Annotated in this window: 18 protein-coding genes; 9 read left to right on the top strand and 9 right to left on the bottom strand. The window is 63.8% G+C overall.

All coding sequences use genetic code 11. The features are described 5' to 3' along the window. Positions 1-6: 6 nt before the first annotated feature. The 5 genes from rng to mreB are packed head-to-tail and all read right to left on the bottom strand — an operon-like array spanning position 7 to position 4,732. Positions 7-1,464, bottom strand: a complete 1,458-nt coding sequence (gene rng, locus E8F06_RS11385) for a ribonuclease G (protein ID WP_151131937.1) — start codon at positions 1,462-1,464, stop codon at positions 7-9. Positions 1,465-1,472: 8 nt separating this feature from the next. Beyond that, positions 1,473-2,063: a Maf family protein gene (locus E8F06_RS11380; protein ID WP_280367099.1), complete on the bottom strand. Its 591-nt coding sequence runs from the start codon at positions 2,061-2,063 to the stop codon at positions 1,473-1,475. A gap of 51 nt (positions 2,064-2,114) precedes the next feature. Continuing rightward, a complete protein-coding gene (gene mreD / locus E8F06_RS11375) occupies positions 2,115-2,603 on the bottom strand; it encodes a rod shape-determining protein MreD (protein ID WP_151131935.1) in 489 nt (162 codons plus the stop codon). Continuing rightward, a complete protein-coding gene (mreC, locus tag E8F06_RS11370; RefSeq protein WP_280367368.1) occupies positions 2,603-3,661 on the bottom strand; it encodes a rod shape-determining protein MreC in 1,059 nt (352 codons plus the stop codon). The genes mreD and mreC overlap by 1 nt, the downstream gene beginning before the upstream one ends. A gap of 33 nt (positions 3,662-3,694) precedes the next feature. Continuing rightward, positions 3,695-4,732: a rod shape-determining protein MreB gene (gene mreB, locus E8F06_RS11365; protein ID WP_103102876.1), complete on the bottom strand. Its 1,038-nt coding sequence runs from the start codon at positions 4,730-4,732 to the stop codon at positions 3,695-3,697. Between the two features lie 217 nt (positions 4,733-4,949). Here mreB and gatC point away from each other — a divergent pair, with 217 nt between their 5' ends. From gatC to E8F06_RS11340, 5 genes are read left to right on the top strand one after another with little or no spacing between them, the layout of a single operon-like run. Continuing rightward, a complete protein-coding gene (gatC, locus tag E8F06_RS11360; RefSeq protein WP_280367096.1) occupies positions 4,950-5,237 on the top strand; it encodes an Asp-tRNA(Asn)/Glu-tRNA(Gln) amidotransferase subunit GatC in 288 nt (95 codons plus the stop codon). A gap of 14 nt (positions 5,238-5,251) precedes the next feature. Then, positions 5,252-6,703 (top strand): Asp-tRNA(Asn)/Glu-tRNA(Gln) amidotransferase subunit GatA, encoded by a 1,452-nt coding sequence (gatA, locus tag E8F06_RS11355; protein ID WP_280367093.1) that lies wholly within the window; start codon positions 5,252-5,254, stop codon positions 6,701-6,703. Between the two features lie 11 nt (positions 6,704-6,714). Next, the gene (gene gatB, locus E8F06_RS11350; RefSeq protein WP_280367090.1) at positions 6,715-8,160 is read left to right on the top strand and encodes an Asp-tRNA(Asn)/Glu-tRNA(Gln) amidotransferase subunit GatB; all 1,446 of its coding nucleotides are present in this window, start codon (positions 6,715-6,717) and stop codon (positions 8,158-8,160) included. Between the two features lie 56 nt (positions 8,161-8,216). After that, positions 8,217-8,606: a septal ring lytic transglycosylase RlpA family protein gene (locus E8F06_RS11345; protein ID WP_280367089.1), complete on the top strand. Its 390-nt coding sequence runs from the start codon at positions 8,217-8,219 to the stop codon at positions 8,604-8,606. 13 nt (positions 8,607-8,619) lie between these two features. Continuing rightward, entirely contained in the window at positions 8,620-8,997 is a 378-nt protein-coding gene (locus E8F06_RS11340) for a carboxymuconolactone decarboxylase family protein (RefSeq protein WP_280367087.1), read from the top strand. A 108-nt stretch (positions 8,998-9,105) separates the two neighbouring features. Here the strand turns inward: E8F06_RS11340 and E8F06_RS11335 are convergent, their stop codons facing one another. The 3 genes from E8F06_RS11335 to E8F06_RS11325 form a co-directional block, all read right to left on the bottom strand. Continuing rightward, complete coding sequence (locus E8F06_RS11335) at positions 9,106-10,047, bottom strand: AEC family transporter (RefSeq protein WP_280367084.1); 942 nt, start codon at positions 10,045-10,047, stop codon at positions 9,106-9,108. Between the two features lie 184 nt (positions 10,048-10,231). Then, positions 10,232-10,792, bottom strand: coding sequence for a response regulator transcription factor (locus E8F06_RS11330; RefSeq protein ID WP_280367082.1), 561 nt, complete (start codon positions 10,790-10,792; stop codon positions 10,232-10,234). Positions 10,793-10,816: 24 nt separating this feature from the next. Next, positions 10,817-12,073 (bottom strand): ATP-binding protein, encoded by a 1,257-nt coding sequence (locus tag E8F06_RS11325; protein WP_280367079.1) that lies wholly within the window; start codon positions 12,071-12,073, stop codon positions 10,817-10,819. 342 nt (positions 12,074-12,415) lie between these two features. Here E8F06_RS11325 and E8F06_RS11320 point away from each other — a divergent pair, with 342 nt between their 5' ends. The 3 genes from E8F06_RS11320 (at position 12,416) to E8F06_RS11310 (ending at position 16,588) form a co-directional block, all read left to right on the top strand. Beyond that, positions 12,416-13,132, top strand: coding sequence for an SIMPL domain-containing protein (locus tag E8F06_RS11320; protein ID WP_280367077.1), 717 nt, complete (start codon positions 12,416-12,418; stop codon positions 13,130-13,132). Between the two features lie 213 nt (positions 13,133-13,345). After that, on the top strand, positions 13,346-14,947 hold the full coding sequence (locus E8F06_RS11315) for an ABC transporter substrate-binding protein (protein ID WP_280367075.1): 1,602 nt from the start codon (positions 13,346-13,348) through the stop codon (positions 14,945-14,947). A 54-nt stretch (positions 14,948-15,001) separates the two neighbouring features. Continuing rightward, the gene (locus tag E8F06_RS11310; RefSeq protein WP_280367072.1) at positions 15,002-16,588 is read left to right on the top strand and encodes an ABC transporter substrate-binding protein; all 1,587 of its coding nucleotides are present in this window, start codon (positions 15,002-15,004) and stop codon (positions 16,586-16,588) included. A 252-nt stretch (positions 16,589-16,840) separates the two neighbouring features. Here the strand turns inward: E8F06_RS11310 and E8F06_RS11305 are convergent, their stop codons facing one another. Beyond that, a complete protein-coding gene (locus E8F06_RS11305) occupies positions 16,841-18,058 on the bottom strand; it encodes a Xaa-Pro peptidase family protein (RefSeq protein ID WP_280367070.1) in 1,218 nt (405 codons plus the stop codon). A 159-nt stretch (positions 18,059-18,217) separates the two neighbouring features. Between E8F06_RS11305 and E8F06_RS11300 the strand changes: the two genes are divergently transcribed. Continuing rightward, on the top strand, positions 18,218-18,781 hold the full coding sequence (locus E8F06_RS11300) for a cupin domain-containing protein (RefSeq protein ID WP_280367068.1): 564 nt from the start codon (positions 18,218-18,220) through the stop codon (positions 18,779-18,781). Positions 18,782-18,856: the final 75 nt, after the last annotated feature.

Genomic DNA, 18,856 nt, shown 5'->3' with positions numbered 1-18,856 from the left:
AGCGCCTCAGAGCAGGACTACGTCGTACTGTTCCTGGGAATACATGGTTTCCACCTGGAACTTGATCGGACGCCCGATGAAGGCTTCCAGATCGGCGACGTTGCCCGATTCTTCGTCCAGCAGACGGTCCACGACTTTCTGATTGGCCAGCACCAGGTAGCCTTCCGCCTGGTAGGCCCGCGCTTCGCGCAGGATCTCGCGGAAGATTTCGTAGCAGATGGTCTCCGCGGTCTTCAGCAAGCCGCGCCCCTGGCAGCACGAGCAGGGCTCGCAGAGCACCTGGATCAAGCTTTCGCGGGTGCGCTTGCGGGTCATCTGTACCAGGCCGAGTTCGGTGATACCGATGATGTTGGTCTTGGCGTGGTCGCGTTCCAGCTGTTTCTCCAGGGTGCGGAGCACCTGGCGCTGGTGTTCTTCATCTTCCATGTCGATGAAGTCGATGATGATGATCCCGCCCAGGTTGCGCAGGCGCAGCTGGCGGGCGATGGCGGTGGCCGCCTCGAGGTTGGTCTTGAAGATGGTTTCTTCGAGGGTGCGGTGGCCGACGAACGCGCCAGTGTTCACATCGATGGTGGTCATCGCCTCGGTCGGGTCGATGATCAGGTAACCGCCGGACTTCAGCAGCACCTTGCGTTCCAGCGCCTTCTGGATTTCATCCTCGACGCCGTAGAGGTCGAATATCGGCCGCTCGCCCGGGTAATGCTCCAGGCGGTCGGCGATTTCCGGCATCAGCTCGTCGACGAACTGCGTGACCTTCTGGAATGTTTCGCGGGAGTCGATGCGGATCTTCTCGATGCGCGGGTTGACCAGGTCACGCAGGGTGCGCAGGGCCAGGCTGAGGTCTTCGTAGATGACCGAGGGCGACGGCGCGGTCTGCATCTGCGCGGAAATCTGCTCCCAGAGGCGGCGCAGGTAACGGATGTCCACCAGGATCTCGTCGGCACGGGCGCCGTCGGCAGCCGTACGCAGGATGAAACCACCGGCCTCCTCGATACCTTCGGCGGCGATGCAGTCGGCCACTACCTGCTTGAGGCGTTCGCGTTCGGCTTCGTCCTCGATCTTCAGGGAAATGCCAACGTGGCTTGTGCGCGGCATGTACACCAGGTAACGCGAGGGAATCGACAGCTGGGTGGTCAGACGTGCGCCCTTGCTACCGATGGGGTCCTTGGTGACCTGCACCACCAGGCTCTGGCCTTCATGCACCAGTGCACTGATGCTTTCGACGGCGCTGCCTTCGCGGGTGCTGATTTCCGAGGCGTGGATAAAGGCGGCGCGGTCCAGCCCGATGTCGACGAAGGCCGCCTGCATCCCCGGCAGTACCCGCACCACCTTGCCCTTGTAGATGTTGCCGACAATGCCGCGCCGCAGGGTGCGTTCGACATGCACCTCCTGCAGCACGCCGTTCTCCACCACCGCCACGCGCGATTCCATCGGCGTGATATTGATCAGAATCTCTTCGCTCATGCCGTGACCTATCCCAGGTGCTGCCAACAAGGAATGCCGAACCCGGCGAGCATTTCCGCCGTTTCCAGCAGCGGCAATCCCACTACCGCTGAATAACTGCCTTCGACGCGACTGACGAATACCGCACCCAGCCCCTGAATAGCGTAGCTGCCGGCCTTGTCTGCGGGCTCGCCACTTGCCCAGTAGGTTTCCAGTTCGGCTCGGGAAATGGCGCGGAAGCGCACCCGACTGGCGACTACACGCGATTCACAGCGGCGCGCATCGGCCAGGGCGACGGCGGTAAGCACCTCATGCTCACGACCGGAAAGCATTTCCAGGGTCGCCAGGGCGTCATCACGATCGGCCGGTTTGCCGAGGATGCGGCCATCCAGCACCACGGCGGTATCGGCGCCCAGCACGCAGGCATTCGCGGGCTCGGACAGGCTGGCGAGCCCGGCCAAGGCCTTTTCACGGGCCAGGCGCTCTACATAGGCGGAGGCGGCCTCACCAGGCTGGGCGGTTTCGTCGATGGAGGCGATCAGGGTGATATGGGGAACGCCAATCTGCGCCAACAATTCGCGCCGGCGCGGCGACCCCGAAGCCAGATACAGCGTGGCCATGCGGACTTCTCCCTGTCGAAGACAGAGGCTTGCGACATGGCCGCAAGCCGATCAGTTTACGTTGAGGCGGCGACTCGTACCGCGCAAGGCGGCGTATACCCAGGGCCAGAGCAGCGCGCTGACCAGCGCGGGCAACAGGAAGACCAGGGTCGGGGGACGATTACCGGTGAGGGCATTGAGCCACAGCTGCACCAGCTGGGCCAGGCCGAAAACAACGAGCAGCACGAGGCATTGCTGCCACATGGGGAACATACGCAGGCGCTGGTGAAGCGTCAGCACCAGGAAGGTAATCAGGGCGAGGATCAGGGCGTTCTGCCCGAGCAACGTGCCGTAGAGCACGTCCTCCGCCAGACCCAGCACCCAGGCGGTGGTCATGCCCACGCGGTGCGGCAGGGCGAGGGTCCAGTAGGTGAGGAAGAGCGCGAGCCACAGCGGCCGGCCGATTTCCATGAAACTGGGGACCGGCCCGACGCTGAGCACCAGGGCCAGGATCAGACTGACCCAGATGACCCAGCCATTGTTGGAGCGCTGGCCGACCATCAGTGACTCTCCTGGGAATTCTGTGCCGCAGGCGGCTTGTTCGGCACGGCGGGCGCCGGTGCAGCAGGCGCCGTGGCCGGGGCGACAGGGGCGGCGGCAGGCGCTGCGGGAGGATTCGCGGTGGCGGGTGCAGCCTGGGCTCCCGAGGTGGCTTCACCTGCGGCGGGCTGGGCAGCGGCCTCGCGGTCGGCGGCCTCCTGGGCCTTGGCGGCGTCGTTGGCGCGCTCTTCGGGGCTGCGGGTATCGCTGAACACCAAAAGCATGTAACGGCTGCGGTTCAGCGCGGCGGTGGGCACGGCGCGAACGATGGCGAAAGGCTGGCCTGAGTCATGGATGACTTCCTTGACGGTCGCCACTGGATAACCGGCAGGGAAACGCTGACCAAGACCGGAGCTCACCAGCAGGTCGCCTTCTTTGATATCGGCGGTGTCGGCTACGTGGCGCAGCTCCAACCGCTCGGGGTTGCCGGTGCCACTGGCGATGGCCCGCAGGCCATTGCGGTTCACCTGCACGGGAATGCTGTGAGTCGTGTCAGTCAGCAGCAGAACGCGGGCGGTGTAGGGCATCACCTCCACCACCTGTCCCATCAGGCCACGGGCATCGAGCACCGGCTGACCGAGGAACACGCCATCCTTTTCGCCCTTGTCGATCAGGATGCGGTGGGTGAAGGGGTTGGGATCGACGCCGATCAGCTCGCTGACCAGGACCTTCTCGTCCACCAGAGCGGAGGAGTTGAGCAGCTCGCGCAGGCGCACGTTCTGCTCGGTCAGGGTCGCCAACTTCTGCAGACGGCGCTGCATCAGCAGGGACTCGGCCTTGAGCTTCTCGTTCTCGGCGATCAGCGTGCTGCGGCTGGTGAACTGGTCGCTGACGCCATCCCAGACGCGCACCGGCAGGTCAGCCAGCCAGTAGAAAGGCGTGAGCACCAGCCCCATCTGGCTGCGCATGGGCTTCAGGGTGTCGAATCGGGCATCGACCACCATCAGCGCAGCCGAGAGCACGGCGAACACCAGTAGGCGCACGCCGAGCGAAGGTCCCTTGGTGAATAGCGGCTTGATGGCCCGCTCCTATGGCTGCGACGCTCTCCAACCTCACTCGGTGGAGAGCAGATCCATCGCGTGACGGTCCATCATTTCCAGAGCACGGCCGCCACCACGGGCGACGCAGGTCAGCGGGTCTTCGGCGACGATCACCGGCAGGCCGGTTTCCTGGGCCAGCAGCTTGTCCAGATCGCGCAGCAGCGCGCCACCACCAGTCAGCACCAGGCCGCGCTCGGCGATGTCGGAAGCCAGTTCCGGCGGGGACTGTTCCAGGGCGCTCTTCACCGCCTGGACGATGGTTGCCAGGGATTCCTGCAGCGCTTCCAGCACTTCATTGGAGTTCAGGGTGAAGCTGCGCGGTACGCCTTCGGCCAGGTTACGGCCGCGAACGTCAATCTCGCGGATCTCGCCACCCGGGTAGGCGGTGCCGATTTCCTGCTTGATGCGCTCAGCGGTGGATTCACCGATCAGGCTGCCGTAGTTGCGGCGCACGTAGGTCACGATGGACTCGTCGAAACGGTCGCCACCCACACGTACGGATTCGGCGTAGACCACGCCGTTCAGGGAGATCAGGGCGATTTCGGTGGTACCACCACCGATGTCCACAACCATGGAACCGCGGGCTTCTTCTACCGGCAGGCCGGCGCCGATGGCGGCAGCCATGGGCTCTTCGATCAGGAAGACTTCGCGGGCGCCGGCGCCCAGGGCGGATTCACGGATGGCACGGCGTTCCACCTGGGTGGATTTGCACGGTACGCAGATCAGCACGCGCGGGCTGGGCTGCAGGAAGCTGTTTTCGTGAACCTTGTTGATGAAGTACTGCAGCATCTTCTCGCAGACGCTGAAGTCGGCGATCACGCCGTCCTTCATCGGACGGATGGCGGAAATGTTGCCAGGAGTACGGCCCAGCATGCGCTTGGCCTCGGTACCTACGGCTACCACGCTCTTCTGGTTGCCGTGGTTACGAATGGCGACCACGGAGGGCTCGTTGAGGACGATACCGCGCTCGCGCACGTAAATAAGGGTATTGGCAGTGCCCAGGTCGATCGACAGATCACTGGAAAACATGCCACGCAGTTTCTTGAACATGGGAGAGGGACCCTAGGCAACGCGTGGGTAAAAAAGTGCGGCAAACTCTAACAATGACAGGGATTTTGGGCAAGGCGCCGATATGTTAAATTGCCTGTTTTTCCGGGCCAGCAAGGCCCATCATCGCGGCCTTTGACCGCCCGTTCGCAGCACCGTTCCCCGCTCGATTCCCGCACGGTCGACTGCCACGCAGGCCGCTTCTAGTTGGAGACCCCCGATGGCGCTTGAACGCTCCGACGTGGAAAAAATCGCCCATCTCGCCCGACTGGGCCTGAACGAGGCCGATATCCCGCGTACCACCGAGACCCTGAACAACATCCTCGGCCTGATCGACGCCATGCAAGCGGTTGATACCGACGGCATCGAACCCATGGCGCACCCGCTCGACGCCACCCAGCGCCTGCGCGCCGACAGCGTCTCCGAGGAAAATCATCGCGACGCCTACCAAGCCGTAGCGCCGGCCGTCGAAAACGGCCTGTACCTCGTGCCCAAAGTCATCGAATAAGGAAAGGGTTTCCCATGCATCAACTGACCCTCGCCGAGATCGCCCGAAGCCTCGCCGCCAAGGAATTCTCCGCCGAAGAGCTGACCCGCAGCCTGCTGGCGCGCATCCATCAGCTCGATCCGCAATTGAACAGCTTCATCAGCATCACCGACGAACCGGCCATCGAACAGGCCAAGGCAGCCGACGCACGGCGTGCCGCCGGTGAGCAAGGCGCACTGCTCGGTGCCCCGATCGCCCACAAGGACCTGTTCTGCACCGAAGGCGTGCTGACCAGCTGCGCCTCGAAGATCCTCAGCGGATTCAAGGCCCCCTACGACGCCACCGTGGTCGCGCGCCTCAAGGCCGCCGGTGCGGTCAGCCTCGGCAAGCTGAACATGGACGAGTTCGCCATGGGCTCCTCCAACGAATCCAGCCACTATGGCGCGGTCAAGAACCCCTGGGCGCTGGACCGCGTTCCCGGTGGCTCTTCCGGTGGTTCCGCCGCAGCCGTCGCTGCGCGCCTGGTACCCGCCGCCACCGGCACCGACACCGGTGGCTCGATCCGCCAACCGGCCGCCTTCACCAACCTCACCGGCATCAAGCCTACCTACGGCCGGGTTTCCCGCTGGGGCATGATCGCCTACGCCTCCAGCCTCGATCAGGGCGGCCCGCTGGCCCGTACCGCCGAGGACTGCGCGCTGATGCTCGGCGCCATTGCCGGCTTCGATCCCAAGGACTCCACCAGCGTCGACCAGCCGGTCGATGACTACCTCGCCGGCCTGAACCAGCCGCTGGCTGGCCTGCGCATCGGCCTGCCGAAGGAGTACTTCGGTGCCGGCCTCGACAGCCGCATCGCCGATGCCGTGATGGCCGTGGTCGAAGAGCTGAAGAAGCTCGGCGCCACCGTGAAGGAAATCAGCCTGCCGAACATGCAGCACGCCATTCCGGCCTACTACGTGATCGCCCCGGCGGAAGCCTCCTCCAACCTGTCGCGCTTCGACGGCGTGCGCTTCGGATATCGCTGCGAGAACCCGCAGAACCTGGAAGACCTCTACAAACGCTCCCGCGCCGAAGGCTTCGGCGCCGAAGTGAAGCGTCGCATCATGGTCGGCACCTACGCCCTTTCCGCCGGCTACTACGACGCCTACTACCTGAAGGCACAGAAGATCCGCCGCCTGATCAAGAACGACTTCATGGCCGCCTTTGGCGAGGTCGACGTGATCCTCGGCCCGACCACGCCGAACCCGGCCTGGAAACTCGGCGAGAAGAACAACGATCCGGTCGCCCAGTACCTGGAAGACATCTACACCATCACCGCCAACCTGGCGGGCGTGCCGGGGCTCTCCATGCCCGCCGGTTTCATCGATGGCCTGCCGGTCGGCGTGCAGCTGCTGGCGCCCTACTTCCAGGAAAGCCGCCTGCTCAACGTCGCCCACCAGTATCAGCAGGCGACCGACTGGCACAAACGCGCTCCGGCCGGATTCTGAGGACGACTCACATGCAATGGGAAACAGTGATCGGGCTGGAAATCCACGCACAGCTCAGCACCCAATCGAAGATTTTCTCCGGCAGCGCCACGACCTTCGGCGCCGAGCCCAACACCCAGGCCAGCCTGGTTGACCTCGGCATGCCCGGCACCCTGCCGGTGCTGAACGCCGAAGCGGTTCGCATGGCCTGCAAGTTTGGTCTTGCCATCGACGCCGAAATCGCCGGGAAGAACGTCTTCGCCCGCAAGAACTATTTCTATCCGGACCTGCCCAAGGGCTACCAGACCAGCCAGATGGACCTGCCGATCGTCGGCAAGGGCCACCTGGACATTACTCTGGAAGACGGCACCGTCCGGCGCATCGGCATCACTCGAGCGCACCTTGAAGAAGACGCCGGCAAGAGCCTGCACGAAGACTTCCACGGCATGAGTGGCATCGACCTGAACCGCGCGGGCACCCCGCTGCTGGAAATCGTTTCCGAGCCGGACATCCGCAGCGCCAAGGAAGCGGTGGCCTATGTCAAGGCCATCCACGCCCTGGTCCGCTACCTCGGCATCTGCGACGGCAACATGGCCGAAGGCTCCCTGCGTTGCGACTGCAACGTCTCGGTTCGCCCGAAAGGCCAGGAAGCCTTCGGCACCCGCGCCGAGATCAAGAACGTCAACTCGTTCCGCTTCATCGAAAAGGCCATCAACCACGAGATCCAGCGTCAGATCGAGCTGATCGAGGATGGTGGCAAGGTGGTACAGGAAACTCGTCTGTACGACCCGAACAAGGACGAAACCCGCTCCATGCGCAGCAAGGAAGAAGCCAACGACTACCGTTACTTCCCCTGCCCCGACCTGCTGCCAGTGGTGATCGAGCAGAGCTTCCTCGACGAGGTGCGCGCCCAGTTGCCGGAGCTGCCGGTGCAGAAGCGCGAACGCTTCGAGAGCCAGTTCGGCCTATCCACCTACGACGCCACGGTGCTCGCTGCCAGCCGCGAATTGGCCGACTACTTCGAGGCCGTCCAATCGGTCTGCGGCGACGCGAAGCTGGCCGCCAACTGGGTGATGGGTGAGCTCTCCAGCCTGCTCAACAAGGACGGCCTGGAGATCGAGCAATCGCCGGTTTCCGCCGAGCACCTGGGCGGCATGATCCTGCGCATCAAGGACAACACCATCTCCGGCAAGATCGCCAAGATGGTCTTCGAAGCCATGGCCGCCGGCGAAGGTTCTGCCGACGAGATCATCGAGAAGAAGGGCCTGAAGCAGGTCACCGACAGCGGCGCCATCGAATCCATGCTGGACGAAGTGCTGGCCGCCAACGCCGCCCAGGTCGAGCAGTATCGCGCCAGCGACGAAGCCAAGCGCGGCAAGATGTTCGGCTTCTTCGTCGGTCAGGCGATGAAGGCTTCCAAGGGCAAGGCCAACCCCGGCCAAGTGAACGATTTGCTCAAGAAGAAGCTCGAAGGCTGAAACACCCTTTGAGGACGCCGGGCATGCCCGGCGTTTTCTTGTCCGAGGCATGCACGATGTTTCGATCCCTGTTCTGGGTTCCCACGTTCGCCCTTCTTCTCGCAGGTTGCAGCACCTCCCCCTTTGGTGGCGGTGACAGCACGTCCGGCCACGGCTATCACGCCGAAGGCAAGGCCTCCTATTACGGCTCCCGCCACCATGGTCGGCGCACGGCCAGTGGAGAGCGCTTCGACCAGCATGCCCTCACGGCCGCCCACCGCACGCTGCCTTTCGGCACCCGGGTGAAAGTGACCAACCTGAACAACGACCGCACGGTGGTGGTTCGCATCAACGATCGCGGCCCGCATATCCGTGGCCGGATCATCGACCTGTCGCGCGAAGCCGCCGAACGCCTCGGCATGCTGCGGGCCGGCGTGGCACCCGTGCGCGTGGAATCCCTGGACTGACTGGAGAATCACAATGAGCGAAGAACGCAAACCCGGACTGCAAGTGCGCCGCGAAGTCATGGGCGACGCCTTCGTCGACCGCGCCCTGGGCAATGCCACTGAGTTCACCCAGCCGCTGCAGGACTTCGTCAACGAACACGCCTGGGGTGGTGTCTGGAACCGCGAGGGCCTGCCGCGCAAGACCCGCAGCCTGATCACCCTCGCCGCCCTCACCGCGCTGAAATGCCCGCAGGAACTGAAGGGCCATGTGCGCGGTGCGCTGAACAACGGTTGCACGGTGGAGGAAATCCGAGAAGCCCTGCTGCACTGTGCCGTCTACGCTGGCGTTCCCGCCGCTATCGACGCCTTCCGCGCCGCCCAGGAAGTCATCGACGACTACCAGAAGTCCTGACTTTTTTCGTAGGGTGGGCCGGGCGGCGTTCCGCTTAAGCCCACCTTGCCCTGCCTCCGCCTAAGTCCACCCTCGATTAACAGCGTGGGCTGAAGCCCACCCTACTGCTCAGATCCAGCCAGCCCACTGCAACAGGAACAGCCCGATATTGGTGGTCACCACGGCCGCCAGGGTGGTCATCACGATGATGGCTGCCGCCAGCTCATGGTTGGCGTTCACCGCACGAGCCATTACGAAACTCGCCGCCGCAGTCGGGCTGGCGAAGTAGAGGAAGAGGATCGCCAGGTCCGCCTCGCGGAACCCGGACAACCAGGCGCCGAAGGTCGCCAGGATCGGCAACCAGACCATTTTCATCAGGCTGGCACTGACGGCGATCTTGCCGCTGGAGCGCAGGGACGCCAGCGACAGGGTGCCACCGATGCAGATCAGCGCCAGGGGCAGGGTCATCTGGGCGAAGTATTCACCGGAAGTGATCAGCCATTTCGGTAGCGGCAACTGCCAGTACGCCACCGGCATGGCGGCCAGCACACCGATGATCAGCGGGTTGCTGATGATGCTCCTGGCCAGGCTCAGCGGGTCGCTCTTGGCATTCGGGCTGTAGATCGCCAGGACGATGGACGACAGCGTGTTGTAGCTGAGGATCACCACCGCGCCGAGGATACTGCCCACCGACAGGCCGTAGTCGCCGTACATGCTGGTTGCCAGCGCCAAGCCGACGATGCCGTTGTTGCCGCGAAAGGCGCCCTGCGTGTAGATGCCGCGATCCGCGGCCGGGCAACGCAGGATGGCCCAACCCCAGCCGATCAGGAAACACAGGATGGTGGCTGCGACGAAGTAGCCGATCAGTTCCGGCTTCAGGGCGGTGCTCAGGTCCGCCTGGACGATCCCGAGGAACAGCAGAGTGGGCATGGTGCCCTTGAACACCAGTGACGACGCGGTGTTGATGAATGCGCCATCGATCCAGCCAAGGCGCTTGAGCCCCACACCCAGGAACAGCATGGAGAACACCGGAGCGGTGATGCTGAGGGTCTGCTGGACGACGGCGAGCATGGGGAAACCTTGGCGGCGGAAATAGTTAGGCGGCTAAGGATACCAACTGCGGAGGGGAAATTACCTTGTGGGGGCGAATTCATTCGCCAAGGGACACGCAGTGTCCCCAAAGGACCTCAGGGCAAGCCTACGGCCTGCTTAGCGAATGAATTCGCCCCCACAAAGAACAAGCGAATGCGTGCGATCAGCGGCGCACGGGGCGCTTCTGCAGTTTGCGCTGCAAGGTCCGGCGGTGCATGCCCAGGGCGCGGGCGGTGGCGGAGATGTTGCCGTCGTGCTCGGCCAGCACACGCTGGATGTGCTCCCACTGCAGGCGGTCCACCGACATCGGGTTTTCCGGCACCAGGCTGTCCAGGTCGGCGTGCTCGGAGAGCAGCGCGGTCAGTACGTCGTCGGCATCGGCGGGCTTGCACAGGTAGTTGGTGGCGCCGCGTTTGATGGCTTCCACCGCGGTGGCAATGCTCGAATAGCCGGTGAGGATCACCACGCGCATTTCCGGGTCCAGTTCCAGCAGCTTGGGCAGCAGCACCAGGCCGGAGTCGCCGTCCATCTTCAGGTCGAGCACCGCGTAGTCGGGCAGGTCGTCCTTGGCCAGCAGCAGGCCTTCTTCGGCGGAACCGGCTACCGACACCCGCAGGCCACGGCGGGTCATGGCCCGGGCCATGACGCGGGTAAAGGTGGCGTCGTCGTCCACCAGCAGCAGATGGGGTTGTTCTTCGCCTTCGATCAGGGGTTCGTCAGTCATCTCGCTTCCTCTTCGTCAAGGCACTCAGGCGACGCCGTAGGTGCGCGGCAGGCGCAACTCCGTCAGGGTGCCGCCTTCCTCATGGTTATAAAGTTTAACCGTGCCGCCGGCACGAGTAACGCTGGCCTGGCTCAGGAACAGGCCAAGGCCGAAACCCTTGCCCTTGGTGGTGAAGAAAGGCCGGCCAATCTGTTCGGCAATTGCCAGGGGTACGCCAGCACCGTGGTCACGGATGGTCAGCACCATCCACTGGTGGTCCCAGTTGACGCGGATGTCGAGCTTCTCCGGGCAGGCGTCGGCAGCGTTGTTGAGCAAGTTCAGCAGGGCCTGGGTCAGGTCTGCCGGGGGTTTCAGCCGAGGCGCCACGCCAAGGCCCATGCACTGGTAGCGATAGGTGGCCTCCGGACGCATCAGGTGCCAGCGATTGAGGGTGACTTCCAGCCACTCGATCACCGATTGCTCCACCACCGCCTGGCGCCGATCCGCTTCGGCGGCGCGCACCAATTGCTGGAGGGTGTCCTTGCAGAGCATCACCTGCTCCTGCAGCAGGGCCAGGTCGTCCTGCAGACCTGGCTTGTCGCCGTACTCCTGGCGCAGCTCCTTGAGCAGCACGCTCATGGTTGCCAGCGGGGTGCCCAGCTCATGGGCGGCACCGGCGGCCTGGGTGGCCACGGCCAGCAACTGCTGGTCACGCATGCCTTCTTCGCGGCGAACCGCTTGCAGCTGATCCTGGCGACGCAGCTCCTCGGCCATGCGTGCGACGAAGAAGGTGATCAGCGCCGCCGCCAGGGCGAAGCTCAGCCACATGCCGTAGATCAGCAGCGATTCGCGCTGGCCGGCGGGCATTTCCAGCGGATGGAACAGCACCAGCAGCAGGGTGTATGCCGCCAGGGCCAGGCCTGCGAGGGTCAGGGTGTAGAGCCAGGGCAGGGTCGCCGCGGCAATGGTCAGCGGCACCAGGTAGTAGGAAACGAAGGGGTTGGTCGAGCCGCCGGAGAAATACAGCAGCACGCTGTGGATAACCAGGTCGAGGCCCAGCTGGACGGCATATTCCAGCTCGGTCACCGGCCAGGGCCCGCGCAGGCGCAACGCCGTGCCCACGCAGAGCACCAGCGAGACACCGAGGGTGACGCTCAGTGCGACCCAGGGCAGTTGCAGAAGTTGGGTCTTGTAGGCGAGGCCGACCGAGCCTGCCTGGGCGGCCAGGACGAGGATGCGGATCAGGGTGAGCCGCAGCAGGTTCTGGCGGCTGGCAGACAGTAGCTGTACGGGTTCGAGCATGGGTACTCCCTGGAATCGACGGAGTATAACCAAGGCGCACACCGGCCCGCCTCTGTGCGGCAACTCGCCGCACTGGATCTGCGTCGAGGCCGATGGGGAACTTCTGTGGGGGCGAATTCATTCGCAAAGGGACCGGAGCGGCCCCATACCATCCCGGCAGGCCTGCGGCCTACATAGCGAATGAATTCGCCCCCACAAGGCACTCAGCCAGCATTGCCTGGAACATCTGTCCCAAATCCTGGTCAATTTGCGTCGCCGTTAACCCGAATGGACGGATACCCTCGTCCACTATGGAGAATCACCGCGCAACCCGCGCGGAACCCTGTCCCACAAGGAGTCGACATGCCCAAGTTCACCCGTCTCGCCGCCGCCCTCGCCCTCTGCGCCGCCAGCCTTGGCAGCCTCGCGGCCCAGGCCGCCGACGAAGCCCGCTACAACCAGGTGGCAGTGCGTGCCGAAGTCAGCCAGGAAGTGGCCCACGACCTGATGCACGTCACCCTCTATAGCGAGTCGCAGAATACCGACCCGGCCAAGCTGGCCGACGAGATCACCCGCACCCTCAACAGCGCCGTGGAAAAGGCCCGCAAGGCCAAGGGCGTCACCGTCAGCCTGGGCAGCCGCAACAGCTACCCGGTGTATGACGAAAAGGGTCAGAAAATCACCGCCTGGCGCGAGCGCGCCGAACTGCGCCTGGAAAGTGCCGACTTCGCCGCCCTGTCCCAACTCAGCGCCGACCTGATGGGTCAGCTGAAGATGGCCGGCATGAACTTCAGCATCGCCGAGAAGACCCGCAAGACCCATGAAGACGACCTGATCAAGCAAGCCGTGGACGCCTTCAAGGCCCGCGCCCAGCTGGCGACTAACGCCCTCGGCGGCAAGGGCTACAAGCTGGTCAACCTGAGCCTGAACAGCGCTGGCTTCCAGCCGCCGCAGCCGATCATGATGCGCGCCATGTCCGCCAAAGGTTACGCCGATGCGGCCGCCGCGCCCGAGATCGAAGCCGGCACCAGCCGCGTCAGCGTCAGCGCCGACGGCACCATCGAAGTGCAGATGCCCTGATCCTGCACGGGGCGCCGCCGCATTCCGGGGCGGCGCCCACCCCCTCCCCGCGGCTTGGATTTGCAGAATTGCGACAAGCCCTTACAGCTTTATTCCGCCGACTACACTCTTTCCCGTCCAGCTATTGCGTCGGGCATATGCCCTGCATAGCTTCTCGCAAGGCCCCCACAAAGGGCCCCTCACGATGACAAACAGAATAAATATGAGGTCAACATGCGTAAAAACGCCGTCATCCAGGCACTTGTCGCGGCTGGGCTGATCGCCAGCGCACCTTTCGCCAGCGCTGCAAGCAACCTGGTGTTCTGCTCCGAAGGCAGCCCCGCCGGTTTCGATCCGGGCCAATACACCACCGGTACCGATTTCGACGCCGCCGCTGAAACCGTCTTCAACCGCCTGACCCAGTTCGAGCGTGGCGGCACCGCGGTAATCCCGGGCCTGGCCGAGAAGTGGGACGTATCCCCCGATGGCCTCACCTACACCTTCCATCTGCGCAAGGGCGTGAAGTTCCACACCACCGACTACTTCAAGCCGACCCGCGATTTCAACGCCGACGACGTGCTCTTCACCTTCCAGCGCATGCTCGACAAGGACCACCCGTTCCGTAAGGCGTACCCCACCGAATTCCCCTACTTCACCGACATGGGCATGGACGCCAACATCGCCAAGGTGGAGAAGGTCGACGACAACACCGTCAAGTTCACCCTCAATGGCGTGGATGCAGCCTTCATCCAGAACCTGGCCATGAGCTTCGCGTCCATCCAGTCCGCCGAGTACGCCGACCAGCTGCTCAAGGCCGGCAAGGCCGCCGACATCAACCAGAAGCCCATCGGCACCGGCCCGTTCGTCTTCAGCCGCTACCAGAAAGACGCGCAAATTCGCTTCAAGGGCAACAAGGACTACTGGGTGCCTGGCGAGGTGAAGATCGACAACCTGATCTTCGCCATCAACACCGACGCCTCGGTGCGCATGCAGAAGGTCAAGGCCGGCGAGTGCCAGATCACCCTCTTCCCGCGTCCGGCCGACCTGGAAGCGCTGAAGAAAGACCCGAACCTGAACATGCCGTCGCAGCCGGGCTTCAACCTCGGCTACATCGCCTACAACGTCACCCACAAGCCGTTCGACAAGCTTGAAGTGCGCCAGGCACTGGACATGGCGGTGAACAAGAAAGCCATCATCGACGCCGTCTACCAGGGCGCCGGCCAACTCGCCGTGAACGGCATGCCACCGACCCAGTGGTCCTACGACGAGACCATCAAGGATGCCGGCTACAACCCGGACAAGGCCAAGGAGCTGCTGAAAGCCGCCGGCGTTGCCGAAGGCACCGAGATCACCCTGTGGGCCATGCCGGTTCAGCGTCCGTACAACCCCAACGCCAAGCTGATGGCCGAAATGCTCCAGTCCGACTGGGCCAAGGTGGGCATCAAGGCCAAGATCGTCACCTACGAATGGGGCGAGTACATCAAGCGCGCCAAGGGCGGCGAACACGACGCCATGCTGATCGGCTGGAGCGGCGACAACGGTGACCCGGACAACTGGCTGGGCACCCTCTACGGCTGCGACGCCGTGGAAGGCAACAACTTCTCCAAATGGTGCGACGCCAACTACGACAAGCTGGTGAAGGCCGCCAAGGCCACCAGCGACGTTGCAAAACGCACCGAGATGTACAAACAGGCCCAGCACATCCTGAAAGACAACGTGCCGATCACCCCGATCGCCCACTCCACTGTCTATCAACCGATGCGCAAGAACGTGCAGGACTTCAAGATCAGCCCGTTCGCACTCAACTCCTTCTATGGCGTGAGCGTCGGCAAGTAAGCCGGCAAACGGGGCCTTCGGGCCCCGTTTTCTTTACACCATCAAGGAAGCCCGATGCGTCGAAACCTGTTGTCCCTCGCCCTCTGCCTTCCCCTCCATGCCTTCGCCAGCCAGTCGCTGGTGGTCTGCACCGAAGCCAGCCCCGAAGGCTTCGACATCGTCCAGTACACCGCAGCCACCACGGCCGACGCCTCGGCCGAAACCGTTTTCGACCGCCTGGTGCGATTCGCCCCCGGCAGTACCCGGCTGCAACCGGGCCTCGCGGAGAGCTGGACCATCAGCCCCGACGGCCTGGTCTACGAGTTCCAGCTGCGCAAGGGTGTCACCTTCCACAGCACGCCCTGGTTCACCCCCAGCCGCGCGTTCAACGCCGACGATGTGCTCTGGAGCTTCCAGCGCCAGCTCGACCCTGCGCACCCTTGGCACAAGCTCTCTCCGCGCGGTTTTCCCTATGTGGAATCCATGGCCTTCACCCAATTGATCGAGCGCGTCGAGAAGCTCGACGACCACCGCGTGCGCTTCACCCTGAAGCACCCGGAGGCGCCCTTCCTCGCCGACCTGGCCATGGGCTTCACCTCGATCTATTCCGCCGAATACGCCGACCAGTTGCTCAAGGCCGGCAAGACGGACCAGCTCAACCGCGAGCCGGTAGGGACCGGACCTTTCGTCTTCGAGCGCTACCGCAAGGATTCACAGGTCCGCTTCCACGCCAACCCGACCTACTGGGCAGGCAAGCCGGCTGTGGACAAGTTGTTGTTCGCCATCACCCCCGATCCCAACGTGCGAGTGCAACAGCTCAAGGCCGGCGCCTGCCAGATCGCCGTGTATCCACGCCCCACCGACATCGCGGACCTCCGTCAGCAAGCGGAGCTCAAGGTGCTGGAACTGGATTCGCTGCTGGTCGCCTATGTCGGCCTCAACACCCGCCATCCGCCGCTGGACGACGTGCGCGTGCGCCAGGCCATCAACTTCGCCTTCGACACCCGCGCCTACCTTCGTGCGCAGTTCGGCGAAGGTAATGCCAGCATCGCCGTGGCGCCCTACCCGGCCACCCTACTGGGCTTCAACGACAAGCTGGATCCCTGGCCCCACGATCCCGAAAGAGCGCGCCAGCTGCTGGCCGAGGCCGGCTACAAGGACGGCTTCAAGCTGGCCATCTGGACGCGGCCCGGCGGCGGCCCGACCAACCCCAACCCCGGCATCGGCGCACAGATGCTCCAGGCCGACCTGGCGGCCATCGGTATCAAGGCAGAGATTCGCGTCTTTGAATGGGGCGAGCTGATCAAGCGTGCCAAGAACGGCGAGCACGACCTGGTGTTCATGGGCTGGGCCGGCGACAACGGCGATCCGGATAACTTCCTCACGCCAAACCTGTCCTGCGCAGCAGCGCAGTCAGGCGAAAACCAGGCAGGTTGGTGCAACGAGAAATTCGACGCGCTGATCCGCGAGGCTCGCGCCATCACCGACCCGGCCCGGCGCGCAGAGCTCTATCGGCAGGCACTGGCGATCTTCCACGAACAGGCGCCGTGGATTCCCCTTGCGCACCCCAAGCAGTTCGCCGTTGTGCAGAAGGGGGTGGAGGGCTTTCAGTTGAATCCGATGGGCTCGAACAACTTCGCGAAGGTGAAATTGGCGAAATAGGCTGGCGTGGCGACTGTGGGGGCGAATTCATTCGCTAAGCAGACCGCAGGTCTGCCCCTGGAACTTCCAGCAAGGCTCAGCTGCCCTCACCCCACCCCTCTCCCAGAGGGAGAGGGAGCTGTCCGCACAGAGGCGAGTCCCGGCGCAGTCCTGTAGGGGCGAATTCATTCGCCAAGCAGGACGCAGTCCTGCCCTTCCCTCTCCCCAACCCTCTCCCTGAAGGGAGAGGGAGCTATCCAAGCGGGTCCGCCCTCAGGCCTCCAACCCAAACGGATCGTCGATGGAATGGCTCGGCTGGGTAAACCAGCGCGGCCCGGTGGCGGTCATGTAGAAGTGGTCCTCCAGACGAATCCCAAACTCGCCCGGCACGCAGATCATCGGCTCGTTGGAGAAGCACATGCCCTCGGCCAGCGGCGTCTCGTCGCCACGCACCAGGTAAGGCCCTTCGTGGATGTCCATGCCGATGCCGTGGCCAGTGCGGTGCGGCAGGCCCGGCAGCTTGTAGTCCGGTCCCAGGCCACCAGCTTCCAGGCAACGACGCGCGGCCGAATCCACCGAGCTGCACGGTGCCCCAAGGAGAGCAGCGTCAAAGGCCGCCTGCTGCGCGGCCTTCTCCAGGTTCCAGAGCGCGCGCTGACGCTCGCTCGGCACGCCGAACACATAGCTGCGGGTGATATCCGACTGGTAGCCGTGAACCTGGCAGCCGGTGTCGATCAACACCATGTCACCGTCCTTGAGCACCTGCGCATGCTTCACCCCATGGGGGAAGGCACTCGCCTCGCCGAACAGCACGATGCAGAAGGTAGAACCCGGCGCGCCCACCTTGCGGTGCGCCTGCTGGATGAACTCCACAACGTCCGTGGTGCTGATGCCCTCGCGCAGGATGCTGGCAGCGGCCTTGTGCACTTCCAGGGTCATATCCTTGGCGCGCTGCATCAGCGCCAGTTCGGTGGCGGACTTGTGGAAGCGGCAGGGGTTGATGATGCAGGCAGCATCGACGAAGTCGAAGGCGGAACCCAGGCGACGGATGCCGTCGTACATGAAGAAGGCCATGGACGGGCAGAGGCCGATGCTGGCGTCAGCAGCGATGCCCATGCCGGTCAGCATGTCCAGCAGCAGGCGGTAAGGGCTCTCGTGTTCCTGCCAGGTGTGGATAACCCCGTCCACCTCGCGAAAATCGCGAATCGTGCCTTCCTCGAAGGCCGGGGCGATGTAGGCAAGCGGGCCATTGGCCGGAAGTACGGCGCCAACCATGCGTTCGCTCGGGCTCCACTTCACCCCGGTGAAGTAGCGCAGGTTGCTGCCGGCGTTCAGGTAGATGGCCGCGATGCCCTGGTCACGCATCAGGCCCTGGGCCTTGGCAATGCGCACCTGGTACTCATCGAGGCCGATGGGGCCCATGCCCGCGACCATGTTCGACAGGCCGGCGAGCGCCTGTTCCGGAGTCTTGCCACCCACTCCCACTGTCATCTTGTTCTCCTGAGTCGTGTTGCGGTGCGCAGAATTTAAGTTCCACTTAAATAGCCGTCAATGCTAATTTTCAGTCCCACTTAATTTCAATAAGGCGACAAGCCTTTTCTACAATGCGCCACCCGTTATACTGGCGCCCTCAAAACAAGAGCCACACCAATGACCGTAGAACAGATCGGCGAACGGTTGCGCCGCTATCGCCGCGCCGCCAACAAGACCCTGAACCAGGTAGCCGCCGAATCGGGCCTCACGGCCAGTTTCCTGTCCCAGGCGGAGCGCAACCTCACTGGCGTGTCGATCTCTTCCCTGGCGAACATCGCCAAATCCCTGGGCATTCCCCTCAACGTCCTGTTTGACCAACCCAGCCAGCACCAGCCCGATTCCCACCAGGGCCAGCGCGTGCGCTACACCATCGGCGGCCAGCCGCTGGCCTACGAGCGCCTGTCCAGCAACTTCCCCGGCAACCTGATCAACGCGGTGAAGATGAGCATGCCGGTGGGCTACCAGTCCGAGCTCATTTCCCATGAAGGCGCCGAGTTCGCCTACGTGCTGTCCGGGCAGATCGTCTACACCATCGAAGGCCGCAACTATCCCCTGGGTCCAGGGGATTCGGTGCATTTCGACGCGGCCAAAGCGCACTTTCTCGCCAATTCCGGCGAAGAAGTGGCCGAGGTGCTGACCGTTACCACCATGGGTCTTTTCGACGACCACGCCACCCCCTGACCGGTCGGTTTTCGGAAGTAAGCGCCACTGAATTTAAGTTGACCTTAATTTCAGCATCACTTAAGTTCGGCCTCG

It is taken from the genome of Pseudomonas sp. BN411 (assembly GCF_029871235.1).
Taxonomy (GTDB): domain Bacteria; phylum Pseudomonadota; class Gammaproteobacteria; order Pseudomonadales; family Pseudomonadaceae; genus Metapseudomonas.
This window is presented reverse-complemented; position numbering and strand designations above follow the sequence as displayed.